The organism is Palleronia sp. LCG004, assembly GCF_032931615.1.
Taxonomy (GTDB): Bacteria; Pseudomonadota; Alphaproteobacteria; order Rhodobacterales; family Rhodobacteraceae; genus Palleronia.
Genome location: NZ_CP136760.1, coordinates 77,594 through 99,980, shown reverse-complemented (window position 1 = coordinate 99,980; position 22,387 = coordinate 77,594). Strand labels below are relative to the sequence as shown.

At 64.2% G+C, this 22,387-nt stretch carries 23 protein-coding genes and 2 pseudogenes; 18 read left to right on the top strand and 7 right to left on the bottom strand.

The window, feature by feature from the left end:
- Positions 1-7: 7 nt before the first annotated feature.
- Positions 8-763 (bottom strand): amino acid ABC transporter ATP-binding protein, encoded by a 756-nt coding sequence (locus tag RVY76_RS14965; protein WP_410796046.1) that lies wholly within the window; start codon positions 761-763, stop codon positions 8-10.
- A gap of 252 nt (positions 764-1,015) precedes the next feature.
- On the opposite strand from RVY76_RS14965, the gene RVY76_RS14960 reads away from it, so the two are divergent.
- The 7 genes from RVY76_RS14960 to RVY76_RS14930 all read left to right on the top strand — a co-directional run bounded on the left by RVY76_RS14960 (position 1,016) and on the right by RVY76_RS14930 (position 8,988).
- Positions 1,016-1,735, top strand: coding sequence for an IclR family transcriptional regulator (locus RVY76_RS14960; RefSeq protein WP_317377053.1), 720 nt, complete (start codon positions 1,016-1,018; stop codon positions 1,733-1,735).
- A gap of 180 nt (positions 1,736-1,915) precedes the next feature.
- Positions 1,916-2,761, top strand: coding sequence for a transporter substrate-binding domain-containing protein (locus RVY76_RS14955; protein WP_317377052.1), 846 nt, complete (start codon positions 1,916-1,918; stop codon positions 2,759-2,761).
- A gap of 119 nt (positions 2,762-2,880) precedes the next feature.
- Entirely contained in the window at positions 2,881-3,552 is a 672-nt protein-coding gene (locus RVY76_RS14950; RefSeq protein ID WP_317377051.1) for an amino acid ABC transporter permease, read from the top strand.
- Positions 3,553-3,562: 10 nt separating this feature from the next.
- A complete protein-coding gene (locus RVY76_RS14945) occupies positions 3,563-4,237 on the top strand; it encodes an amino acid ABC transporter permease (RefSeq protein ID WP_317377050.1) in 675 nt (224 codons plus the stop codon).
- A 9-nt stretch (positions 4,238-4,246) separates the two neighbouring features.
- Positions 4,247-5,722 (top strand): aldehyde dehydrogenase, encoded by a 1,476-nt coding sequence (locus RVY76_RS14940; protein ID WP_317377049.1) that lies wholly within the window; start codon positions 4,247-4,249, stop codon positions 5,720-5,722.
- Entirely contained in the window at positions 5,719-6,669 is a 951-nt protein-coding gene (locus RVY76_RS14935; protein ID WP_317377048.1) for an NAD(P)-dependent oxidoreductase, read from the top strand. Before RVY76_RS14940 ends, RVY76_RS14935 begins: the two co-directional genes overlap by 4 nt.
- 12 nt (positions 6,670-6,681) lie before the next feature.
- A complete protein-coding gene (locus tag RVY76_RS14930) occupies positions 6,682-8,988 on the top strand; it encodes a molybdopterin-dependent oxidoreductase (protein WP_317377047.1) in 2,307 nt (768 codons plus the stop codon).
- A gap of 226 nt (positions 8,989-9,214) precedes the next feature.
- On the opposite strand, the pseudogene RVY76_RS14925 reads toward RVY76_RS14930, so the two are convergent.
- Positions 9,215-9,925, bottom strand: a pseudogene (locus RVY76_RS14925) (transposase); the annotation flags it as partial.
- Between the two features lie 683 nt (positions 9,926-10,608).
- Here RVY76_RS14925 and RVY76_RS14920 point away from each other — a divergent pair.
- The 9 genes from RVY76_RS14920 to RVY76_RS14880 all read left to right on the top strand — a co-directional run bounded on the left by RVY76_RS14920 (position 10,609) and on the right by RVY76_RS14880 (position 17,041).
- Positions 10,609-11,439, top strand: coding sequence for a transporter substrate-binding domain-containing protein (locus RVY76_RS14920; protein ID WP_317377046.1), 831 nt, complete (start codon positions 10,609-10,611; stop codon positions 11,437-11,439).
- 47 nt (positions 11,440-11,486) lie between these two features.
- Positions 11,487-12,143: an urea carboxylase-associated family protein gene (locus tag RVY76_RS14915; RefSeq protein ID WP_317377045.1), complete on the top strand. Its 657-nt coding sequence runs from the start codon at positions 11,487-11,489 to the stop codon at positions 12,141-12,143.
- Positions 12,134-12,763, top strand: coding sequence for an urea carboxylase-associated family protein (locus RVY76_RS14910; protein ID WP_317377044.1), 630 nt, complete (start codon positions 12,134-12,136; stop codon positions 12,761-12,763). Before RVY76_RS14915 ends, RVY76_RS14910 begins: the two co-directional genes overlap by 10 nt.
- Before the next feature lie 2 nt (positions 12,764-12,765).
- Entirely contained in the window at positions 12,766-13,428 is a 663-nt protein-coding gene (locus tag RVY76_RS14905; protein ID WP_317377043.1) for an amino acid ABC transporter permease, read from the top strand.
- The gene (locus RVY76_RS14900) at positions 13,425-14,117 is read left to right on the top strand and encodes an amino acid ABC transporter permease (RefSeq protein ID WP_317377042.1); all 693 of its coding nucleotides are present in this window, start codon (positions 13,425-13,427) and stop codon (positions 14,115-14,117) included. Before RVY76_RS14905 ends, RVY76_RS14900 begins: the two co-directional genes overlap by 4 nt.
- The gene (locus tag RVY76_RS14895) at positions 14,114-14,935 is read left to right on the top strand and encodes an amino acid ABC transporter ATP-binding protein (protein ID WP_317377041.1); all 822 of its coding nucleotides are present in this window, start codon (positions 14,114-14,116) and stop codon (positions 14,933-14,935) included. Before RVY76_RS14900 ends, RVY76_RS14895 begins: the two co-directional genes overlap by 4 nt.
- Positions 14,932-15,600, top strand: coding sequence for an urea carboxylase-associated family protein (locus RVY76_RS14890; protein ID WP_317377040.1), 669 nt, complete (start codon positions 14,932-14,934; stop codon positions 15,598-15,600). The genes RVY76_RS14895 and RVY76_RS14890 overlap by 4 nt, the downstream gene beginning before the upstream one ends.
- Positions 15,597-16,451, top strand: coding sequence for a MurR/RpiR family transcriptional regulator (locus RVY76_RS14885; protein ID WP_317377039.1), 855 nt, complete (start codon positions 15,597-15,599; stop codon positions 16,449-16,451). Before RVY76_RS14890 ends, RVY76_RS14885 begins: the two co-directional genes overlap by 4 nt.
- 350 nt (positions 16,452-16,801) lie before the next feature.
- Entirely contained in the window at positions 16,802-17,041 is a 240-nt protein-coding gene (locus tag RVY76_RS14880; protein ID WP_317377038.1) for a hypothetical protein, read from the top strand.
- Between the two features lie 381 nt (positions 17,042-17,422).
- Here the strand turns inward: RVY76_RS14880 and RVY76_RS14870 are convergent.
- The 4 genes and pseudogenes from RVY76_RS14870 to RVY76_RS14855 all read right to left on the bottom strand — a co-directional run bounded on the left by RVY76_RS14870 (position 17,423) and on the right by RVY76_RS14855 (position 19,710).
- Positions 17,423-18,395: pseudogene (locus RVY76_RS14870) on the bottom strand (saccharopine dehydrogenase family protein).
- Between the two features lie 14 nt (positions 18,396-18,409).
- The gene (locus RVY76_RS14865) at positions 18,410-18,763 is read right to left on the bottom strand and encodes a nuclear transport factor 2 family protein (RefSeq protein WP_317377037.1); all 354 of its coding nucleotides are present in this window, start codon (positions 18,761-18,763) and stop codon (positions 18,410-18,412) included.
- Positions 18,753-19,154 carry a VOC family protein gene (locus tag RVY76_RS14860; protein WP_317377036.1) on the bottom strand — a complete coding sequence of 134 codons (402 nt, stop codon included), beginning with the start codon at positions 19,152-19,154 and terminating at the stop codon, positions 18,753-18,755. Before RVY76_RS14860 ends, RVY76_RS14865 begins: the two co-directional genes overlap by 11 nt.
- A 10-nt stretch (positions 19,155-19,164) precedes the next feature.
- On the bottom strand, positions 19,165-19,710 hold the full coding sequence (locus RVY76_RS14855; protein ID WP_317377035.1) for an SDR family NAD(P)-dependent oxidoreductase: 546 nt from the start codon (positions 19,708-19,710) through the stop codon (positions 19,165-19,167).
- Between the two features lie 131 nt (positions 19,711-19,841).
- Between RVY76_RS14855 and RVY76_RS14850 the strand changes: the two genes are divergently transcribed.
- Positions 19,842-20,729 (top strand): AraC family transcriptional regulator, encoded by an 888-nt coding sequence (locus tag RVY76_RS14850; protein ID WP_317377034.1) that lies wholly within the window; start codon positions 19,842-19,844, stop codon positions 20,727-20,729.
- Positions 20,730-20,917: 188 nt separating this feature from the next.
- Here RVY76_RS14850 and RVY76_RS14845 read toward each other — a convergent pair whose 3' ends face one another.
- Positions 20,918-21,922, bottom strand: coding sequence for a hypothetical protein (locus RVY76_RS14845; RefSeq protein WP_317377033.1), 1,005 nt, complete (start codon positions 21,920-21,922; stop codon positions 20,918-20,920).
- Between the two features lie 208 nt (positions 21,923-22,130).
- On the opposite strand from RVY76_RS14845, the gene RVY76_RS14840 reads away from it, so the two are divergent.
- On the top strand, positions 22,131-22,343 hold the full coding sequence (locus RVY76_RS14840) for a hypothetical protein (protein WP_317377032.1): 213 nt from the start codon (positions 22,131-22,133) through the stop codon (positions 22,341-22,343).
- Positions 22,344-22,387 lie beyond the last annotated feature (44 nt).

Genomic DNA, 22,387 nt, shown 5'->3' with positions numbered 1-22,387 from the left:
CCGGTCTTTAGTGCCCGTCGAGCGAAGACAGGAATTCACGAGTGCGCACGACTTGCGGTGCGCCGAAAATCTGTTCAGGCGGGCCCATTTCCTGGATCACGCCGTCGGCCATGAAGACGACCCGGTCCGCCGCATCGCGCGCGAACCGCATCTCGTGGCTGACCACGACCATGGTCATGCCTTCCTGGCGCAGCTTCCGCATGACTTGCAGCACACCGCCCACAAGCTCCGGGTCGAGCGCCGATGTAGGTTCATCGAAGAGCACGATCTTCGGGCCGAGGGCTAGCGTACGCGCTATGGCGACGCGCTGCTGCTGCCCGCCGGAAAGCTGTGAGGGAAAATGATCGACGCGATCGCCCAGGCCGACACGGGTCAGCATCTCGATGGCGATCTGGTCGGCTTCGTCCTTGGACTTCTTCTGCACCTTGCGCAGGGCAAGCATCACGTTCTGCTTCGCCGTCATGTGCGCGTAGAGATTGAATGACTGGAACACCATGCCGATCTTTTGGCGCAGCTTGTTAAGATCGTTCTTCGGGTCGCAGATGTCCTTGCCGTCCACGTAGATACGCCCGTCGCTTGGCTCTTCGAGCCGATTGCAGCAACGCAAAAGCGTCGACTTGCCCGACCCGGACGGACCTATGATGAAGACCATCTCTCCCTGCGTCACAGCGAGATCGACGGCCTTGAGAATTTCCGTGTCCCCGAAGGATTTGGTCAGCCCTCGCAATTCGAGGATGGGCCGGGTCGTCTGGGCGTCGGACAAGAGAGCCTCCGAAGTTGCGCTGTGCGAAACGTTACGTTCGTAAGGTAGAACGACGATTTTTAGGTAGGTCAAGCGCAGTCGCAGGATTTCCCCGCCCTCCCCGATGTTCGCCTATTTTTTTTGCAATCTCCTCCCGCGCAGCGATCAACAAGATGATCGCTCCTTGAGGTGTTCCACTTGTCGAAATGATGTTCTAAAAAAGGGGCCGAGGCAGACGTCACTTATGACGCGCGTTGGCGCTTTGGAGGAGCAATGACAGACCCGCAAACCGAGCGAAAAACAAAATCCGTGGAGGCCGTGATTCGCGCCCTCCAGGTACTCAAGCTCTTCGACAAAAGCACTCACGAAATGTCACTTGCCGAGATCAGTCGCCGCACGGGCATGGTGAAAAGCACCGCGCTTCGCATGCTGGTATCACTTGCGGAAGAGCAGATGGTGACCGTCACCGCAGACCGTAAATATGCCCTCGGCCCCGAGATCTATCGCCTCGGCAAGGCGTATACTTCAGGCTTCAACCTCGAGTCGCATGTGCGCCCCGCCATGAAGCAACTGGTGCTCGATGCCAATGAATGCGTGTCTTTTTTCCAGAGGGTGGGCAATCGCCGCATGTGCCTGTTCCGTGAGGACAGCGACCACCTGCTGCGCGAGCACGTGGCCGAGGGCGATACAGTCAGCCTCGATCGCGGAGCGGCGGGCCGGGTTCTCACCACCTTCCCCAAGCAAGACCCGAACCTGACCGCGCCGCTGCGCACCCTGGAGCAACTGCCCATCGTCTCGGTTGGTGAACGCGATGCTGAAATCAACGGCCTTGCCGCGCCGGTGTTCTCCGCCGCGCAAGGGCTTGTCGGGGCGCTAACGATCTCCGGGCCACAGTCACGCCTCAGCGAGAGCTATCTCGATGAGCTCAAGCCGAAGATGTTGCGAACCGCAGCCGACCTCTCGGCGCGCTTAGGTGCACGGTTCTACGGTTGAGTGATTAATTTGCGGGCAGAGAGGGGATCGGAGGGGAGTTTTCGACGGAAATAATAGGAAGTCAGCTTGACCTGAATGCTGCCAGCGTTCCAATCGACGGATATGCGTTGTAACAGGCAGAACGCGCGGATTAACAAGACCTGAGTTGCTCGGGCGTATATCCCAACAGGAGACTTCCAGATGAACACTCTCTTCCCTCTCCGCCTCACCATTTGCGCCCTAGGTGCCGCCGCGCTGACTGCCGGCACGTCCCAGGCCGAGATTGTCGCGGCTGCCGATGTCGGCTATGCGCCTTTCGCGATGGTTGCGCCGGACGGCACCTTCGAAGGCATCGACATCGACATCGCAAAGGCGCTGTCCGAAGAACTCGGTGAGGAGATCAGGGTCATCGACCAACCCTGGTCGGCGACGATCCCCGGGCTGATGGCCGGCAAGTTCGACATGATCCTGGCACCCGCGACGATCACCGAGGAGCGCGCGCAGAGTATCCTCTTCGCGGAGGGCTACGGCGACGCGACCTTCGGCCTGCTGCTGAATGCAGGCAACGACGATGTCACCTCGCTGGAGGACCTGCGCGGCACGACCGTGGCAACCAACAAGGGCAACCTCTTCGATCGCTGGATTTCCGGTCAGGCCGAGCAGTATGACATTACCGTCGCACGCTTCGACAAGCATTCTGACTCGGCCCAGGCCGTGGCCACTGGGCAGGCGGATGCCGCATTGATGTACAGCGCCTCGGCCGGTCAACTTTCGAAGGAACAGCCGATCTTCAAGCCCTCGAGCTTCTACGTCGATGAGCAGCAATATTTCGGCTATGCGTTCAACAAGGATGATGCAGAACTGCGCAACCGCGTCGACGCCGCGCTCGAATGCCTCAAGATCAAAGGCGAGATTGCCGCGATCTTCGAGAAATGGACCGGCATCACCGCGATCGAGAACAGCATCACCGGCACGCCGGTTGCAGGCTATGGCCCCGAAGGCCTGACCGGTCACGACGCCACCAAACACGAGACGACCTGCAAGTAAGGGCGCGCCGGCAAGACCGGCAGTCCCATCGGCGGCTGGGCCATGTCTCGGCAACCTCTCCCTACCGGCCGCCGAAGTTTCCCTTGCAACCTTACCGTCCCTGACGACCCGGAGCTCCCATGAACGATCTGCTTCAGGCGTTCTTCAACCTGAATGTCATCCTGACCTATCTTCCGGACCTGTGGAAAGGCCTCGTCGTCACGGTCGAGCTTTCAGTGCTCGTGGTGACCACTGGATTTGCCATCGGGATCGGCCTTGCACTGCTGCGCACCCTCGAGAACCGGGTCATCAACCTCTTCATCGTGCTGTACGCCGATATCCTGCGCGCGCTGCCGCCACTGATGCTGATCGTCGTAGGCTTCTTCGGCCTGCCCTATCTGGGGCTGAGACCCAGCGGCTTCGGCACTGCGTGGATAGTGCTTGCCATGGTGCTTTCGGCCTTCACCGAGGAGCTTGTCTTCGCCGGGATCAACGCGCTGCCCAAGGGTCAGAGCGAGGCCGCGCGAGCCTCCGGCCTGACGCGCTGGCAAGTGCTGATCTACGTGGTGCTGCCGCAGGCCATACGCCTTGTCATCGCGCCGCTCACCTCGCGCACCATCGCCACGGTGAAGAACACCTCGCTGGCCTCGGTCGTAGCAGTGCCTGACCTTCTGGCAGAAGCGACGGCAGCGCTCGGCTATTCGTCCAACGCATCGCCGCTCTTTGCCGCCGCGATCGGCTACCTGCTGATCCTATTCCCCCTCGTCATTTTCAGCCGCCGGCTCGAACGCCGCCTGCGCTGGTCTCACTGAGGAAAGCCTGATGGAAACCTTCCTGTTCCAGTTCCTCAACGTCGAAATCGCCAAGGCCGCGTTGCCTCAGCTGCTGATCGGGCTGAAGACCACGTTGATCCTGTCGTTCATCGTCGTGCCGCTCGGGGTTCTCGGCGGCATCGCGATCTCGGTCCTGCAGGATCTGCGCATCCGGTCGCTCAACATGCTACTGATCACCTACATCGACTTCTTTCGCGCCTTCCCGCCGCTGGTGCTGCTGATCTTCATCTACTACGGCCTGCCGTTCCTAGGCTTCGAGACGTCCTCGATGCAGGCGGTGGTCCTGGCGTTAGTGTTCAATACCTCGGCTTATTTTGCCGAGGTCGTCCGCGCCGGCATCGAGAGCGTGCCGCGCGGGCAAGTCGAGGCGGCACGCGCCACCGGGCTCGGCACCGCGCAAACCATGCGCTGGGTGGTACTGCCGCAAGCGGTCCGCAACGTGCTGCCCGACCTGATGTCGAACGTCCTCGAGTCGATCAAGCTGACTTCCATCGCCTCGGTGGTGACCATGCCCGAACTGCTGCGTATGGCCCGGGTGGCGCAGGGCAACATGTTCAACACGACACCGCTGATCATGGCCGCGCTGATGTATCTCATGCTGCTCTGGCCGCTGGTCCGGCTTATCACCACCATCGAACGCCGCTCGTTGAAAGCCCGTGGCTGAGGAAGATTGATGCAACACCATACCAATTTCATCGACGGCACCCGGGTTGCGCCGATCACCGGGCAATACACGGACACCGAAAACCCCTATACGACCAAGGTCTGGGCACGGATCGCACGCTCGGGCCCCGAGGATGTCGACCGGGCTGTCGCCGCGGCTAAGGCTGCCTTCACCACAGGCACTTGGTCACGACTGACAGCGCCACAACGTGGTGCCCTGCTCCGGCGCTTTGCCGAGCTCGTCGTGGAGAACGCCGAAGAGCTTGCCCGGATCGAGGTTACCGACAACGGCAAGCCGATCTCGGAGATGCTGCCACAGGTCAAGAAGATCGGCGACTGGCTGATCTACTACGCCGGTCTCGCCGACAAGATCGCAGGTGCGACGCTGGCCACTGACAAGCCCGGCTTCATGGCGCACACGCTGAAGGAGCCGCTTGGCATCATCGCGATGATCACGCCTTGGAACTCGCCGCTGATGCTGCTGACCTGGAAGCTCGCGCCGGCGCTGGCGGCCGGCAACGTGGCAGTGATCAAACCGTCTGAATACACCTCGGTTTCGGCCCTGCGCTATGCCGAACTGGCCAGCGAGGCTGGGTTCCCGCCGGGGGTGATCAACGTGGTCACCGGCCTCGGACATGAGGTGGGCAGCGCACTTACCGCCCACCCCGACATTGCCAAGGTTGCCTTCACCGGCGGCGGAACGGGCGGGCGGGCAGTCTATCGTGCCGCATCGGACAGGCTGGTTCCGGTTACGCTGGAACTTGGCGGCAAATCACCCAACATCGTCTTCGAAGACGCCGACATCGACATGGCGGTCAAGGGGATCGTGTCGGGCATCTTCGCCTCGGGCGGACAGAGCTGCGTGGCTGGCTCGCGCGCGCTGATCCAGCGCCCGTTGCTCGACAAGATGCTGCCTCGCATGGCCGAGCTGGCCGGCAAAATCCGTCTTGGCGATCCGATGTCCTCCGAGACCGATATCGGTCCGATCGCCACGCGTCCGCAGTTCGAGCGCATCCAGCAATGCATCGCGTGGGCCAAGGAGGATGGCGCGACATTGCTTTGCGGGGGCGGTCCGGTGCCCGACCCCTCCGGCGGGCCCGCACTTTTCGTCGCCCCCACGATCTTCACCGATGTGCGCAGCGACATGCGCATTGCCCAGGAAGAGGTCTTCGGTCCAGTGCTATCGGTGATCCCCTTCGACACCGAAGAAGAGGCCCTGAGGATCGCCAACGACACGCCATTCGGGCTCGGAGCCGGCATCTGGACCCGTGACCTGCGCCGCGCCATGGTGCTGTCCCGCGAAACCAAGGCGGGCACGGTCTGGATCAATTCTTACAAGGGCGTCTCGCAGACGGCACCCTTCGGCGGCTTCAAGGAGTCCGGCATCGGGCGCGAGGGCGGTTCCGCGATGATCGACGCCTACCTGCAAACCAAGACCGTGTGGCTGAACCTCACCGACTCCGTGCCATACACCTTTCCGCAATGAGCCTGCGCATCGTCAATCATCTGGGGCCGGAGGTGGGCGCGCAGCTCGCCGCGCACCCCGCCGCGCCAGAGGTGATCACGCCCAACGCGGAGGACCCGGCCTGGCAGTTGCCAGAGGGCACCGAAGCGCTGGTCACCGCGCCGCGGTTCTGGAAGGGTGCCCCGACGCCTCTGGATCTGCCGGCGAGTCTGCGCTGGGTCCAGAGCCTGTCGGCGGGCATCGAAGCTTATCCGCAGGAACTGCTCAGCGGCCGCACCGTCACCTGCGGGCGCGGCCTGACCGCCCAGGCGATCGCCGAATACGTGCTCGCCGCAATCCTTCAGCATCGCAAACCCCTCGCCTCCCACGCCGTGCGCAACGGGGACTGGAGCAAGGCTGGCAACAGTGACGGCCTGCCGGCGCTGGCAGGTCAGACGGTGGGGCTTGTCGGTTTCGGCGCGATCGGCCAGGCCGTCGCGCTGCGCGCCCGCGCCTTCAACCTCGCGATCGTCGCCACCCGGCGCGGCCCCTGGACTTCGGAGCCGGACGGCATCGAAATCCGCCGCGATCCAGCCTCGGTCGCCGCCGAGGCAGATCATCTGGTGATCGCCGTCCCGGCGACGCCGGCGACCCGGGGCATGATCGGCAAGGACGTCTTTGCCGTCGCCAAGCCAGGCCTGCACCTCATCAACGTTGCGCGGGGCGCGATTGTCGATCAGGACGACTTGCTCGAGGCTCTCGCCTCTGGCCGGGTCGGCGCTGCCACGCTCGACGTCACGGACCCAGAGCCGCTGCCCGACAGCCATCCACTCTACGCTCATCCGCGGGTGACCATCACCCCTCACATCTCGTGGGTTGGAGGCAATGACCAGGTGCTGTTCTCCCAGCAGCTCATGACCAATCTCGATCGCTGGCTGTCAGGCGGCCAGGACATGATCAACCGCGTCGATCCCGAACGCGGCTACTGACCGGAGTCTCCGATGCGCTACACCATGTCTCACTGGGGCACCTACGAAATCCACGAAAAGGCCCGTGGACCTCGCCTCAAGCCGTTGACCGGTGATCCAGATCCGAGCCCGATCGGCCTACACCAGCTCTCGCCCCAGGTCTCCGCCACCCGCGTCCGCCGGCCCGCGGTGCGCAAGAGCTGGCTGGAGAAGGGCGCAGGCGCACACCCGGAGTTGCGTGGCCGGGAGCCCTTTGTCGAGGTAGACTGGCAGACGGCTTTCCGGCTCGTCGGCGACGAGCTGGACAGGGTACGCGGGGAGCATGGCAACGAGGCCATTTTCGGTGGTTCCTATGGCTGGGCCTCGGCCGGGCGCTTCCACCACGCCCAGAGCCAGGTCCACCGCTTTCTAAACGTGATCGGCGGCTATGTCGCTCATCGCGACAGCTACTCCCTCGCGGCAGCGCGGGTGATACTGCCGCATATCGTGGCCCCGATGAACTGGCTGATGGAGAATCACAACAGCTGGGACGATCTGGAACAGAATTGCGACCTCTTTCTCACTTTCGGTGGCGTGCCCGCAAAGAACGCGCAGATTTCCCAGGCGGGGGTCGGACGGCACCGGGTGCGCGAGGGGCTACGCCAGATGGCCGCCGCCGGCGTCGAGTTCGTCAACGTCTCGCCGATCTCGACCAACCTCGAGACCGGTGCCCCGGTCGACTGGGTTCCCGTCCGGCCCGGCGGCGACACCGCCTTCATGCTCGCCCTGGCACACGAGCTGCATCGCCAGCGGGCGCATGATCTGGAGTTTCTCTCCCGCTACTGCACCGGCTGGGAAACCTTCGAAGCCTACCTGACCGGCGCGATTGATGGCACGCCCAAGGATGCCACTTGGGCCGCACCGCTCTGCGACGTGCCCGCCGAGCGGATCCGCGCACTCGCGTCAAGGATGATAGGCAAGCGCGTGATGATCAACATCGCCTGGGCGTTGCAACGGGCTCAGCACGGCGAGCAGCCGTTCTGGATGGTCGTGACGCTTGCCGCCATGCTTGGCCAGATTGGCATGCCCGGCGGCGGCTTCGGTGTAGGCTACGGCGCCGAGAACATGCTGGGCAGCCCCCACGCGGCCCTCAAGGGGCCAAGCTTTCCGCAGGGGCGCAACCCGGTGAAAGCCTTCATTCCGGTCGCGCGGCTGTCGGACATGCTTCTCAGCCCCGGCGCAGCTTTCCGCTACAACGGGGGCACCTACAGCTATCCCGACATCCGCCTGATCTACTGGGCCGGGGGCAACCCCTTTCACCACCACCAGGATCTTACCCGGCTGGAACGCGCCTGGCAGAAGCCCGAGACGATCATCGTGCACGAGCAGGCCTGGACGGCCACCGCGCGCCGGGCCGACATCGTCCTCCCCGCCTCGATGAGCCACGAGAAGGACGACATTGGCTATGCCACGCTCGAGGGCCTGCTGCTCGCGACCCGCGCCGCCTGTCCGCCGGAAGCCGAGGCCAGAAGCGACTACGACATCTTCGCCGGGATCGCGGCACACATGGGGCTAGGCGAGCCTTTCACCGAAGGCCGCAGCGCCGAGGACTGGGTGCGCCATCTCTATGACGAGCTGCGCATTCGCTGGGACGCGGAGGGCGTCGAGTTGCCCGAGTACGACGCCTTCGTCGCACGCGGGATGATCGACCTATCCGACCGCGATCCGCAGACGCGGATCATGCTCTCGGAGTTCCGCGCCAATCCAGAGGCCCATCCGCTCTCGACGCCCTCGGGCCGCATCGAGATCTTCTCCGAAACGATCCAGATGATGGACCTTCCCGACTGTCACGGCCACGCGACCTGGCTCGCCCCGGAGGAATGGCTGGGCAGCGCGGGCCGGCAGACGCTCCTCCACCTGATATCGGACCAGCCAGAGCGGCGCCTACACAGCCAGCTCGATGCCTCGCAGCATAGCGGGGCCGGCAAGATCAAGGGTCGCGAGGCGGCTGCGATGCATCCTGAAGAGGCGGCGCGGCGCGGCCTCTCGCACGGGCAGATCATCGAGATTTACAACGGGCGCGGTCGGTGTCTGGCCGGGCTTTGCATCGACCCCGAGATGACCCTGCGCTGCGTGCGCCTGTCGACCGGTGCCTGGTTCGATCCCGACCCCGAAACCGGTGTCGAGCGCCATGGCAATCCGAATGTGCTCACCGCCGACGTGCCCGCCTCGGAGCTGAGCCAAGGCTGCACGGCGCACAGTTGCCTCGTCGAGGTTCGCGCAGCGACGCATCACCCCGAGGTTCGCGCCTTCGACCTGCCAGAGTTCACGCAAGGCACCGAGGACATGTCCGAGGGGTAGTTGGCGTTCGGCGGAGACGCCGCACCCGGCGAGGTCGGGCTCGGTGCGCCCGCGATCTGCTCACCAAGGACCATGCGCGGGACTGATCGGACCGATCCTGCTTTAGAGGATCGAGGTAGAGCTCCACGATATCCGTGACCTGAACAGCCCCATGTTTCGTAGACGCCTTTTCGCTAACCTCGAGGCAAAAAGAAAGCTATGGCAGAATTTGGGTGACACGGCCTGATCATGCGGCGCGGTCGGTGGCGTCGGTCTCGGCGACGCAGTTGGTGAATTTGACGCCCTCGATCACCTTTGGCAACTGGTTGGCACCCTTCAAACGTCGCCAACCTTTTGATGCGGCCTGGATGAGCTTTTATACCATCAGCCGAGCCGTCTTGTGCGATAGCGCCCCCTTGGTTCGAACGGTCCGATGTCTGACCGTGGCGAAGACACTCTCGATCGGGTTGGCGGTTCGCAGATGGTCTCAATGCTCCGCGGGGTAATCGTAGAAGGCCAGCAAGGCCTCGCGATTCTCTGTCAGGCACGTGACGGCCGTCTCGTACTTCGCTCCGTACTTGCCGGCGGAGACGTCCATCGCAGACCCGGCCGCGGCGCGGGCCTATGCCTGCCAGATGTCACGGAGATCGGATTTCACTGCCGGCTGGATCGACTTTGGGACGTTGCTGAGCCCCTTCGCCGTCTTGTGGACCCAACAACGCTGGTGTCGCGTGGCCGGGAAGGTTTCGCCGAGGGCCTTCCAGAACCCCAAAGCGCCATCGCCGACAGCAACCTCTGGCGGTACCGCGAGGCCACGCGCCGTGATGTCGACCAGCAACTCGCGCTAGCTCTGAGCGCTCCTCCGCATGCCCACCCCGGATCAAGTCCGGGGCAGGCTATAAAAGCCGACGAGCTCTTTCTTCCCTTCAGGCGTCGCCCCGATCATCCCCGGCATGCACCCCGGCCTGCGTGCCGCACGATCACCTTTGACCAGGGCTCCGGGTTCGCCAGCCTGTCGCCTTTCCGGGCCAAGCCGGGACACGGAGCCGGGTCCGCGACGCTCGGTCTCCACACTGAAAAGGCACCGTCGAGAACATCGACCGGCACCTCCCCCGCTTCCTGCCGAGAAAGACCGGCACGCGTTGGCGCACCGACGTTGGCATTCACTTGATCGCCGACGGTACGAACACCACCCCTCGCACGTGCGTCGGGGGAGACCTCGCCGAGATCCTCACGGAGATGTCGGTGAAGAGCGGCGTCCGACAGTCCCCCCCTTCGACCACGGGAAAGTCGCGTTTCACGCAGCGCTCACCGGTCGAAAACACGAGCGACTCGCTCTTGCAGCGATCATCCAGGTGCCCCGATATTGGGCAGACGTCTCAAAACGGGGCCAATGTTTGGTCACGCCCCCCTAAACTACAGCTACGGAAGGGTGCCGCCCCCTGCCTGACTGGAAAGCCCGCTCCCCGTGGATAAACCTTCTCGCAGACGGCGGCAGATGTCGCCTTTTTTCAAACCGCCGAATGAAATTCTAATTTCATTACACAAAACCGAAGAAACAGAACTTTCTCAGGAAGCGTCGAAGCCCTTCCCGCAAGCAACAGACCAGGAGACCATCTCGTGACACAGCAGGCATCCCCCATGCGCCGCCTTGTTCTCGGCGCATCCGCGGTTCTCGCAACCGCCATCGGCAGCGCTGCGGTCGCCGATACGCTCGATGACATCATGGAACGCGGCACCATTGTCGTCGGGCTGGACCCGACCTTCGCGCCGTACGAGTTCACCACCGACGATGGCGCGATCACAGGCTATGATCCGTCGCTACTCGAGGCGATCGCCGAGGATATGGGCGTAGACGTCGAATACCGCGTCATGGCGTTCAGCGGCATCATTCCGGGTCTGATTGCCGGCTCGTTCGATTTCACCGCCACCGCCCTCAACGTGACGGCCGAACGCGCCGAGCGTATCTCCTACACCATGCCTGTCAGCCAGACAGTCAACGGAGTGCTCCGCCGGGTCGGCGATGAGCGGGTCAACGGCGACGACCCTGCCTCGCTCGTTGGTCTTACTGCCGCGGTGAAGCAATCCAGCACTCCCGAGCGCGTCGTTCAAGAAGCCAGCGCGGCACTGGACGAGGACGGGACGGGAACCATCAAGACACTCAGCGTCGAGACCACGGAACAGACCGTGACGGCGCTCGCCACGGGCCGTGCCGACTTCCTCGTCGATGACATGAGCGTCCTGACTGCCGTGATGGCCGGGCGCCCGGACCTCTTCGAGGTCGCCGGCTCGCTCGGAGCCACCGATTACATCGCCTGGGGCGTACGTCAGGACGACACCGCCCTGCTCGAGGCGATCAACGCCGGCCTCGCCGGGCTGAAGGAAGACGGGACCATGGCCGCGCTCCAGGAGGAGTTCCTCGGACTGACCTTCGAGCTTCCGGAAACCGATTTCATCCCGGCCGCCGAATAATTCCAACGCGAAAAGGCAGGCCTGCGCATGCAGGCCTGAAAAAACCCATGTGCAATCAACAGACGTCCGTCAGTCCGAAGGGCACCGTGGTTCCGGGTGGTTTCGGCCGGGGCTTCGAAGCGAAGGCCGGGCAACACGTTACCATCGTCGATCTCGAAGGCCAGCAGGCGGGCGATTTCGTCGCCCTCTCGCTCGCCGATCACGAGGAAATCCTCTCCCCCGTCCACACCCGCCGGCACAACCGGTCGATCTACCTCGGGCTTGGCGACTACCTCGTTTCCTCCGAGGGGCGACCGATGTTTCAGGTCGTCAAGGACACGGTCGGCATCCACGACGCCAACGTGCCCGCCTGCGATCCCACCCGTTACGCCGTCGATTTCGGCGTGCCGGGGCATCGCAACTGTCTCGAGAACCTCTACGAGCCGCTAGCGAAATACGGCATCGACATCCTGCAGGTGCCCGAGCCCTTCAACTTCTTCCAGAACGGCCCCGTCTCGCCCGATGGCCGCATGGGCGTGACCGATCCCGTCAGCCGGGCCGGCGATTACCTCGTTCTGAAGGCGCTGATGGACGTGGCCTGCGCGCTCTCGCCCTGCCCGCAGGACATTATTCCCGGCAACGGGCTGGTGGTGACCGACATGCTCTACGCCGTCACCGACGAGGCCCCTACCGACGCGACCCTGGAGATGCTGCAATGCCATTGATGATGATCGAGCCGGCGAGCAGCGAGCTGCCGCCCGAAGCGACGCTTGTCGTAGAGCACGGCAGTGTTACGGCGATCCCGGTCAAATGCGGACAGCTGATGACGATCACCGATCTGCAAGGCGGCCAGCCGGTGCAGCTGCACGCCTATACCGACGCTTCCACGGGGGAATTCCTGTCGGCGCATCACACGCGCGTCTTCTCCAATTCCTACCGCCTCAACCAGGGCATGCGCATGGTCACCAACCGGCGTCGCCCGCTCATGGTTCTGGGAAAGGACAGCTGCGGAAAGCATGATCTCCTCATGCCCGGCTCGACCGGCACCAGCCTCGTGGAAGCCGGGTTCCAAGACGAGACCGGTTCCCGCGAAGCGTTCCGGGCGGCGGTGGCGGCGGCCGGGCTCTCTCCGGTCAAGTTTCCCGACCCGATCAATCTCTTCCTCGACGTGGAGATCGACACCTCAGGCACGATTACGCCACGCGACCTGTCGCATCCGGCCGGAACCTCGGTCGTCTGCCGCGTCGTGATCGATTGCACGCTGTTCGTCGGGGCCTGCGCCTCTGACCTGCCCATCGCGCAGTCGCGCGGGCCGGTCGAAGTGAAGATCAGGAACCAGCTCTGATCATGCTCGACCTGGCGAACCTGCAGGCGGCGTTGCCCGAGCTCGCGCACGGGCTGTACATGACCGTCATGCTGAGCGGGTGCGCCATGGTCCTGAGCTGGCTCTTCGGCACAGCGCTCGTCGTCTGCCTGCTCTCGCCCGCCGCCCTGCCGCGGCGTGCGGCGGCGATCCTCGTCAGCTTCCTGCGCGGCACGCCCGCGCTCGTGCAACTCTTTCTCGTCTTTTTCACTCTGCCGCTGGCGGGCATCAAAGTGCCCCCCTTCACCGCCGCTGCCGTGACACTGGGCCTCAATTCCGGTGCCTATGTCGCCGAGATCCTGCGCGGCGGGCTCGGCTCGCTCCCTTCCGGTCAGGCGGAAGCGGCGGAGGCGCTCGGCTTTCCCAGATGGCGGATCTGGACCCGGGTTCTTCTGCCCCAGGCGGTTCGCGTCAGCCTGCCCTCGCTGGTCAACGAGCTGACGTTGCTGGTCAAGACAACTCCGCTCGCCTCGGTCGTGGCCGTGACCGAGCTGACCTTCGCAGGCCAGATCGTTGTCGCCCGCACCTTCGAGCCGACCGAAGTTCTGCTGGCCGTGGCCCTCGCCTACATCCTCCTCAACCTCGCGCTGACCGATCTGGCCGCGCGGCTCGACCGGCGCCTCGCCCCGGCGGGAGGCAGATCATGACCCTCGATCTCGAGCTCTTCGCCTACGCGATCCCGGTCCTGCTGACCGGCGCCCTGTTCACCTTGAAGATCGGCCTCGCCATCGCCGCTGCCTGTCTCGTGCTCGGCGCGCTCCTCACCATCCCCCTCTCCTCGAGGAACCGGTTCGTCTCGGGGCTCGCGCGCGCCTATATCGCCGCGATGCGGGGTACGCCGCCCCTGATCCTCATCCTGATCTCCTTCTACGTCCTGCCGGCGGTGGGGCTCCTGCTATCGCCCGCGCTGTCGGGTGCCACGGCACTGTCGCTCTACTTCACGGCCTATGTGGCCACGGCGATCCGCGGTGCCATCGCGTCGATCGAGGCGGGCCAGATCGAGGCGGCGCTCTGCATCGGCATGGGGTGGCGGCAGCGGCTCTTGCGCATTCTCTTGCCGCAGGCCTGGCCCGTCGTGCTGCCCGCCCTCGTCGGCCTGATGATCGGGCTCTTCAAGGAAACCGCGCTTCTGTCGGTGATCTCTGTCCCCGAGCTGACCTTCCAGACCAAGCAGGCCGTCGCCCGCACCTACGCGCCCTTCGAGATCTACCTGCTCGCCGCCCTCGCCTACTGGCTGTGGTCGGCAGTGCTGGAAGCCCTCGGGCGCCGGCTTGAAAGCCGGGCGACCCGCTTCCGTCGGCCGCGCCCCATGCTCACGAAAGGAACTGCGCAATGACCAGGCCGGCCCTTCGCGTCGAGTCCCTGACCAAGGCCTTCGGCGATACCGAGGTTCTGCGGGGCGTCGACCTGACCGTCATGCCGGGCGAAGTCGTCTGCATCATCGGGCCCTCGGGCTCGGGCAAGTCGACCTTCCTGCGCTGCCTGAACTGGCTGTCGCCGCCCAGCAGCGGGCGGATCTTTCTCGATGGCGAGCTGATCGGCGAGGCGGAAGACCGCGGCGGGCGGATCTGTGCGCTGCCGCATTCGGTGCTACAGAAGCAGCGCCAGCGCATGGGCATGGTCTTTCAGGCTTTCAATCTCTGGCCCCACCGCACAGCGCTACAGAACGTGATGGAAGGCCCTCTCATCGTGCAGGGGCGGCCGCGCGCGGAGGCCACCGAGCTTGCCGAAACCCTCCTTGCCCGCGTCGGCCTCGCTGCCCGGCGCGATTATTACCCCGGCCAGCTCTCTGGCGGCCAACAGCAGCGCGTCGCGATTGCCCGCGCGCTGGCCATGCAGCCAGAGGTCATCCTCTTCGACGAGCCCACCAGCGCGCTCGACCCCGAACTCGTCGGCGAAGTGCTGGCGGTGATGAAGGAGCTGGCTGCGGGCGAGACCACGATGGTGGTCGTCACGCACGAGATCGGCTTCGCCGCCGAGGTCGCCGACCGGCTCGTCCTGATGGACGGCGGCGTGGTGGTCGAGGAAGGGCCGCCGCTCGAGTTCATCCGCTCCCCGCGGGAAGAGCGCTCCCGCCGCTTCCTGCGCCACATCATGAACCGCGGCCTGCCGTTCGACCCCTCCCATCTCCCCCCCGAAGAGGATACCCCATGACCCGCACCATCGTGCCCGCCCGCCACGGCAAGGCCCTTCGCCTTACCCGCGGCCAAGCCGTCAAGCTGATCAACATCCATGGCACCCAGGTGGTCGACTGCTGGGCGTGGAACGCGGCCGATCTCGAGGAGCATATGTCCATGGAGGCGAGCCGGGTGTGGAACCAGCGGCTCAATCCGCTCGTCGGCGACACCTTCGTTACCAACCGCCGCAACCCCATCCTGACGATCGTCGAAGACACCTCCCCCGGCGTGCACGACACCTTCATGGCCGCCTGCGATGCCCATCGCTACGAGCGGCTCAACGTGAAGGAGTATCACCGCAACTGCCTCGACAACATGTATGAGGCTCTCGAGGAACTCGGCCTGAAAGCGCCGCATCCCATTCTGGCGTCGTTCAACATCTTCATGAATATCGCCGTGCAGCCCGATGGCCGGGAACTCAAGACCCAGCCAACCGTGACAAGCCCCGATGATCATATCATCCTGCGGGCCGAAATGGATTGCGTCGTTGCCTTCTCCGCCTGTCCTCAGGATATTGTGCCCATTCAGGGCCGGGACCAGAACATACCCAAGGATGCCGCATACGAGATTCTGGACAGCGGTTTCCCGGATCTTCCGATCTCCATCACCTGGGTGCCGAACGAAGGGATCGACCGCGCTTGAATGACCTGCCCGCCAGCTCGCTCGAACGACGCATTCGGTCCAGCTATGCGACGCTGCCCCTGAACGAGCAGCGCCTCGCGGACACGATCCTGAGCTTCCCGGGGGAGCTGGCGAGCTATTCCGCGGCGGAGCTCGCCCGGCTTGCGGAGGTCTCGCCCGCGACGGCGAGCCGCTTCTTCAAACGCATCGGCTACGAGAATTACGCCGCCGCCCGCCGTGATGCCCGCGCGGCGCAACGGTGGGGTTCGCCCTTCTACATGCAGACCCGCGAGGCGACGGGCCGCAGCATCGGCGAGTCCCTCCGGCAGCATGTCGAGGTCGAGAAGGCCAATATCGACCACACCTTCCAGCGCCTGTCCGAGAGCGATCTTCTGGCCGCGCTGGAGATGCTGAAGGAGGCCGAGCGCGTGTTCTGCCTCGGCTTTCGCACCAGCGCCATGGTCGCCAGCTATGCCGCCTGGCTCTTGGGTCAATTGCGGGACCGGGTCACGGTCATCGGCCGGGCCGACAACACGCTCTCCGAGCAGATCGTCGGCATCGGCAAGGGGGACGTCGTTCTCGCCGTCGGTCTCCGGCGGCGCCTGCCGATCTTCTCACGCCTGCTGGGGGAGATGCGCAAGAATGGCGCCCGCGTCATCCTCATCGCCGATCCTACGGCACAGAAATCGGCTGCCAATGCCCATCTCGTCCTCTCCGCCGACGGCCGCAGCTCCTCGCTCTTCGACAGCGACGCCGCCGCCAACAGCATCGTCCACCTTCTCTGCGGCCTCCTCTCCGCCCACCTCGGCCAGGCCGCTCAGGACCGCCAACGCGCCATCGAAAGCCTGCATTCGGACCTCGGCGAATTTTGATCGCTATCGAAGGGGCTTGATATTCTAAAGCCGGGACATTGCCGGACGGGATGTCCAAGCTTTCGCCCCCCTGTTACCGTAGCCTGAACTGGTCCAGTCACAACGTGACGCTGCGCAAGCATGGGTCGGTGACGGTCTGGTTCGATCCATCGGTGCCGCGGCATGCCGCCGTCCGGCAAGCGCGGCGCGGAGCCGGCCTACGACGACATCGCCATCCAGGCAGGCTCTACGATCAAAGGACCGTTCGGTCTGCTGCCGACCGCGCTGCCCAAACGCGTCGCTTGTTATGCCACCGCCGAACCATATCGTCAGTGAAGCGCGGTTGCGCATCGACGCATTGTGGCTGGCCGATGCTGCTTCTGGTATTCTTCTTCACCTTCTTCACTCTCTTCGGTGCTTGGGTCAGTCCGTATGACCCGGCCAGGCAGGACCCGATGTCGGCCATGCAGTGTTTTCCGATCCAGCACTGGTTGGGCACCGACAAACCTGGCCGGGACACGCTCAGCCGGCTGATCGCCGGAGCGCAGACCACGCTGATAGACGTCACCACAGTTCTTCTTCTGGCCGGCATCGCTGGAATGCTCTTGTAAGCGCCCGGCCGGTTACTTTGGTGGCCGGCTCGATGAAATCGTGATGCGTCTGTGCTGTTTCGGTTTCTCTGTCTGGCCTGCCCCTATCGGGTGGTCCGGTTTCAATCTTGGTGCATGACGGGTTTCCGTGCCAAGGCGGATGCCTGCGGCGGGGCTGATCCCCGCCCACGAGAGGGCCAGTGAACAGCCTCCGGCGCTCGCGATCGGTAGCCCAGCGACGAATGGGGCTTGGCACCCTCCGACGCAAACCGGGTGGCGATCGCTTCGCCGATGCCGCTGGTCCCGCCGGTGACGAAGGCAACCTTGTCCGCAAGTCTTCCTGTCATCTCGCTGTCTCGATTCATGTTTCGATGTTGCCTGCCGATCCCGTGAGCCTCGCGGTCAGAAACCGACGATCCGGGTATCGGCGATGGCTTCGGCGAACGCTGCGCCGAACAGTTCCGCCGGGGTCTGGAAGCCTGCCCGCCAGCACCCGCCGCGCGGCCTCGGCCGCGGCCAGTGGGGTGAAGCTGTAGCCGTTGACCGTGTCGAGCCGCGACCTGGCGACGCGCCCGTCCGCGCCGGTGACCTCTGCCACGGCCCGATAGCGATGCGCCGCGCGCTCCGCGTCGGTAGGTCCGTCGGCCAACGTCTCCGTGTCGCCCTGCGGAAAGGCCCCGGTTGCGACATGGACGAAAGTCTCCACCTCGCCGATGCCGGTCGACCGGCCGATGGTCAGCAGATCAGGCAACGTGACGCTGAAGCAGTCGACGGCCCCGTGCCCGAAATCGAAGCCAAGGGTCGGGGTCGCCTCAAGCAGCACAAGCCTGCCGTCCCGGAGTGCGAGAACCTCCGATGTCACGCTTTCCGCCGCGCTCAGGACAGAGCCGCGCGACATCGGGCCGGAGACGCGCAGCGCAACGGCGATCGAGTACGGTTCGGCGACCCTCGCCACGGCGTGGGCTGCCAAGCTTCCGAGCATCGCGACGCTGCCGCCACTTCCCGGGAGAAGCATGACGCCGGCCACCGTGGCGCGGGCGTCCAATTCCCGGGCCCGGCGATAGCTGTCGACCTCGGCCGAGACATCGAGATAATGGCAGCCGGCACGCAGCGCCGCTTCCATCAGCGGCGCGGCAGTTCGACGGTAGGGGCCAGCACAGTTCAACACCACCGATGCACCCGCCAACCCGGTCTCGATAGCTGTCGGATTATCGAGGCCGAAGCAGCGTTAGGGCACGCCCAGTTCAAAGGCCAGCGCGGCCAGGCTCTCGACCGAGCGGCCTGCCAAGATGACTGACAGCCCGGCTTCGAGGGCGCTGCGGGCCGCCAGGCACCCGGTATATCCGGTCGCGCCGTAAAGGATCAGGTCTGACATGGTGGTCTCCGAGGTCACTCGAGATCCGCATCGATGCGCAGGATGCGGCCATGCTTGTCGGTCACGACGTCGAGCCGGCCTATCTCGTGGCCGAAATCGCCGGTGAAATCGACGCGAAGCCGGGCGCGGTCACCCTCCAGCCGGTCCACCGAGATCACTCGCGAACGGGTCCGATAGCCGACGAAGAAGCGCATGACGTAGTCTTGCACACCTTCGATCCCCTCGAAGCTCTCGCCGGTCGAGGGGTCATCGATCACCGCATCGGGACGAAAGCAGCGCAGCACCGCCTCGATGTCGAATTCATGGGTCGCGGCGAGGAAAGCACGCGCTGCGATCGCGGAGCGGAAGGGGGTGGCCTCAGCTGTCATGCTGCCAGCTCTTGAAGACGAATTCCATGGAATGGCCGTCGGGGTCGCGGACCTGCGCCGCGTAATAGCGCGGGTCGTAATGCAGCTGCGGTCCCGGAGCATGGATCTCTTGCGCTCCGGCCGCGAGTGCGGCGGCATGCGCCTTGCGCACTTCGGCCTCGGATCGGGCGACGAAGCCCACATGCACGGCACCGCCGGACGCTTCGCCCTGCCTGAGCCAGAAGAAGATCCGGCCGCCGGCACCAAAGCCCTTAAGATCGGGATGGCCCTCGGGGCCATCCTTGCCGTGATAGTCGTGCCGCACGGTAATGCCGAGGCCCGGCAGGACGGCCTCGTAGAAGGCCACCGATCGCTCCAGGTCGCGGACGGTGAGGAAGATGTGGTCCAGCATGGTCATTCCTTCAGATTGCGCAGCCGCCAGAGACCTCGATGGTCTGGCCACTGATCCAGGCATTTTCCGGCCCGAGAAGGCTCGCGACCATCGTACCGACATCCGCCGCCTCTCCGACGCGGGCGGTCGCACTTGCCATGTTGACGATCTGACCGCCCTCGGCGAGCAGCGGCAGCAGGAGCTGGGTCAGGAAGAATGGGCCCCTCAGACGGACCATGTAGAGGCTTTCGAACTGCGCCTTCGTCACCGTCTCGATCGAATTGTAGAGCCCGACGCCCGCATTGTTGACGAGCACGTCGAACCCATCACGCCCCCAATGCGCGCTCAGGGTCGCGACCAGCGCCGCGCGGAAGGCCGGGAAGCCCGCGCTGTCGGCCACGTCGAGGGGCAATGCAACCGCAGCGCCGCCTTTGGACGCGATCCGCTCGATGACGGCCTCCGCCGCGTCGCGTCGGGTGTTGAACGTCAGAACGACTCCCATGCCGCGTCGGGCATATTCGACCCCGATGCTGGTCCCAAGGCCGCGTCTGCCGCCGGTGATGAGGACGATGCTCATGGTCGGTCTCCTGTCTTGTTGCGACTGAGATAGCGACCGGATGGCGCGACAGCGCGCCTGTTCCTCCTCGGATCTTGCCTATTCCTGCTCCGTCGTTGTGCGTTCGCGTCGAACCTGCCAGCATCTCCCTCATGAGAGAGCAGCTTCAGGAACTCCGCCACCTCGCGCGCAACGCCGGGCCATGGCACACCGATACGGGCATCCCGCGCGTGGCCATGGTTCAAGGTGAGATCCCTGCGCATCGCCTTGCGGCGGTCTACGACCCCATGATCAACCTGATCCTGACAGGCTGGAAGACGATGACGGTGGGCGAACGCTGCCTGCGCTACGATCCGGCCACCTATTTCGTGATGTCAGTCGGCTTGCCCGCGGTCGGTGCGGTTCACCCATCCGAGGACGGCGCGCCCTACCTCGCCGTCAACCTGACACTCCGGCCCGAGATCATCACGAACCTGCTCGCGGATCTGCCCAAACCTGTCGCGCCGTCCCCGGGCCAGCCCGGCTTCGACATCGCCGCCGTCACGCCCGAACTGCTGGACGCCTGGGTCAGAATGCTGCGACTCATGGAGCGGCCACATGACATCGCGGCACTGGCCCCGGCCTACGAACGCGAGATCCTCTACCGCGTGCTGCAGGGGCCGCTCGGCTGGCTTCTGCGCGATATCGCCACACCGGACACGGCGCTTTCGCGCATCGATGTAGCCATCCACTGGATCCGCGAAAACTTCGCCGCGCCACTGCGCGTGGAAACACTCGCCGAGATGACGGCCCTCAGCGCCTCGGCCTTTCATCGCCAATTCAAAGCGGCGACGGCGCTCAGCCCGTTGCAGTATCAAAAGCGCGTCCGTCTGCTGCACGCGCGGTCACGCCTGTTCGCAGGCGAAGGCAACGCGACCTCGATCGCCTTCGACGTCGGCTACGAGAGCACGACCCAGTTCAGCCGCGAATATGCGCGTGCGTTCGGTCAGCCACCTGCACGGGACGTGGCGAAATTCAGGGCAGAGCTACATGCAGGTTGACGTCGCATCGCGTGCTCCCGGGGCTATTCCAGCAACGGCTCCACGACCGCAATTCGACGCCGAGCCATCGTGCCCGCAATCACCACGCTAGATCTCCTGCGTTGGAAGCGGTGTCCTCGTTTCCTATGCTTCCAAATGGAAAAATGCTCACACGATTGAATGGCAGCTTTATCCGCATAATGCGATTTCTAGCGCCTCGTGTCGAGCGGGGGTTTCCGAGCCAGACCGTCGCTGAAAAACTCCGATGCCAGCGGCCATAAGAATCGGGCGCCAAAGTCGCTTGGAACAGCCAGACGAGCCTGAACGACATCCCTATCGTGGATCCGACTGATCCTGAACGCGGCGATGACAGGCTCGATCTGCATCTTGTTCAGATGGTTCACCGGCAGACCGGCGACGGTGTTGAGCGCCTTGGCGAGGAGCCCGATGGTAATATGCTTAGCGAGAAACTGCTCGAGGCTGTGACGGTCGACATACCATCGCATGTTACGGCTTGAAGGATGCCGCAACTTCCGGATTTTAAGGAACCCATGCTTGGCCAGGTAATGGATGGTGTACCCGTCAGGTCGGAGTTTTATCGCAGCCTCCGTCAAGTGGGGATCCCGAGGGGTGCCTGGAACCGGGTGATCGCGGATCTCTTTGGGGTCCATGAGCAAGGCGGTGAAGTGGGTCGGCCCAAAGGACCGAGCTGCTGTCATGACGAGGCCGGATTGGATCATCTCGTACACATCGACGACGGTGCAGTTCAGCTGGCTACAGGTTTTCCAGAATGAACGAAGTCGAGCGGTCTCCCGGCTCAGTGGAAGATCCTCGGTCGGCTTCGTGAAGCCACGGACGTCGGACCATAGGAAGCGCCGGGTTCCTTTTTCCATCTTGCTTTGGGATATCAGGCAGACCTCTCTTAGACGCAGCCATAGCGATGGACCGCACCCGATATATGAAATCGTCTCCTTGTACGTGGCGAAGCGGCCGACGTACTCGAGGAAATCCTGAAAATCACCCTCACCCAACGACGCCCGATCTTCGCGAACGACGATCCCTGCGGCAGCGCAAAGAGACCTGACCCTCACCTGCCTAATACGCAATCTACGGCTCGCCTCGCTGAGGCTGATCCGTCTGGGGCGATGCACGGCATGACCGAGTATGACCCGGCCGGGGTCGAGAGGGTAATGGTTGACGATGAAGTCGCGCACGATCCTGCGGACGGGGCTCGTTTCTTCGGTGCCCTGCCCACCGTCAACCATTGGAAGAAAACACCAGGATCATGGGTATGGTATCGACCGCTCTCGGATTAGCCCTGGTTCGGGCCAAACAAGCAGTCTCTGAGCGCAGTCGGTCCGCGTCTGACCGCACCGACACCAATTGCCAGTCAGCGCGCCGAAGCAAGCCTGACGCGCCATTTTGGTCTTAAGCGCCCGCGATGCAGTCCGGACAGATACGGCTCTTTTCTGGGCACTGCGAAACGAGCTCGACCTGAAGGGCTCGTGGTACGGCAATGGTGCCGGGATGTGCGGCACGTGGACGGTCCATATCGACGGACAGGCGACCTTTGCCTGCCAGATGGCGATCGAAGGCCTTGCGGACAGCGAGATCACCACGATCGAAAGCCTGTGAGGAACTCGACGCCGACTGGTCCACCGTCGCCTCCGAGCAGATCA

Excerpts from the sequence above, each read along its gene's own strand:
- RVY76_RS14930 (WP_317377047.1), top strand. The coding sequence starts at position 6,682 with ATGCGCTACACCATGTCTCACTGGGGCACCTACGAAATCCACGAAAAG.
- RVY76_RS14960 (WP_317377053.1), top strand. The coding sequence starts at position 1,016 with ATGACAGACCCGCAAACCGAGCGAAAAACAAAATCCGTGGAGGCCGTG.
- RVY76_RS14950 (WP_317377051.1), top strand. The coding sequence starts at position 2,881 with ATGAACGATCTGCTTCAGGCGTTCTTCAACCTGAATGTCATCCTGACC.
- RVY76_RS14905 (WP_317377043.1), top strand. The coding sequence starts at position 12,766 with ATGCTCGACCTGGCGAACCTGCAGGCGGCGTTGCCCGAGCTCGCGCAC.
- RVY76_RS14915 (WP_317377045.1), top strand. The coding sequence starts at position 11,487 with ATGTGCAATCAACAGACGTCCGTCAGTCCGAAGGGCACCGTGGTTCCG.
- RVY76_RS14850 (WP_317377034.1), top strand. The coding sequence starts at position 19,842 with ATGAGAGAGCAGCTTCAGGAACTCCGCCACCTCGCGCGCAACGCCGGG.
- RVY76_RS14920 (WP_317377046.1), top strand. The coding sequence starts at position 10,609 with ATGCGCCGCCTTGTTCTCGGCGCATCCGCGGTTCTCGCAACCGCCATC.
- RVY76_RS14945 (WP_317377050.1), top strand. The coding sequence starts at position 3,563 with ATGGAAACCTTCCTGTTCCAGTTCCTCAACGTCGAAATCGCCAAGGCC.
- RVY76_RS14895 (WP_317377041.1), top strand. The coding sequence starts at position 14,114 with ATGACCAGGCCGGCCCTTCGCGTCGAGTCCCTGACCAAGGCCTTCGGC.
- RVY76_RS14910 (WP_317377044.1), top strand. The coding sequence starts at position 12,134 with ATGCCATTGATGATGATCGAGCCGGCGAGCAGCGAGCTGCCGCCCGAA.
- RVY76_RS14900 (WP_317377042.1), top strand. The coding sequence starts at position 13,425 with ATGACCCTCGATCTCGAGCTCTTCGCCTACGCGATCCCGGTCCTGCTG.
- RVY76_RS14865 (WP_317377037.1), bottom strand. The coding sequence starts at position 18,763 with ATGACAGCTGAGGCCACCCCCTTCCGCTCCGCGATCGCAGCGCGTGCT.
- RVY76_RS14855 (WP_317377035.1), bottom strand. The coding sequence starts at position 19,710 with ATGAGCATCGTCCTCATCACCGGCGGCAGACGCGGCCTTGGGACCAGC.
- RVY76_RS14860 (WP_317377036.1), bottom strand. The coding sequence starts at position 19,154 with ATGCTGGACCACATCTTCCTCACCGTCCGCGACCTGGAGCGATCGGTG.
- RVY76_RS14890 (WP_317377040.1), top strand. The coding sequence starts at position 14,932 with ATGACCCGCACCATCGTGCCCGCCCGCCACGGCAAGGCCCTTCGCCTT.
- RVY76_RS14955 (WP_317377052.1), top strand. The coding sequence starts at position 1,916 with ATGAACACTCTCTTCCCTCTCCGCCTCACCATTTGCGCCCTAGGTGCC.
- RVY76_RS14935 (WP_317377048.1), top strand. The coding sequence starts at position 5,719 with ATGAGCCTGCGCATCGTCAATCATCTGGGGCCGGAGGTGGGCGCGCAG.
- RVY76_RS14880 (WP_317377038.1), top strand. The coding sequence starts at position 16,802 with ATGCTGCTTCTGGTATTCTTCTTCACCTTCTTCACTCTCTTCGGTGCT.
- RVY76_RS14940 (WP_317377049.1), top strand. The coding sequence starts at position 4,247 with ATGCAACACCATACCAATTTCATCGACGGCACCCGGGTTGCGCCGATC.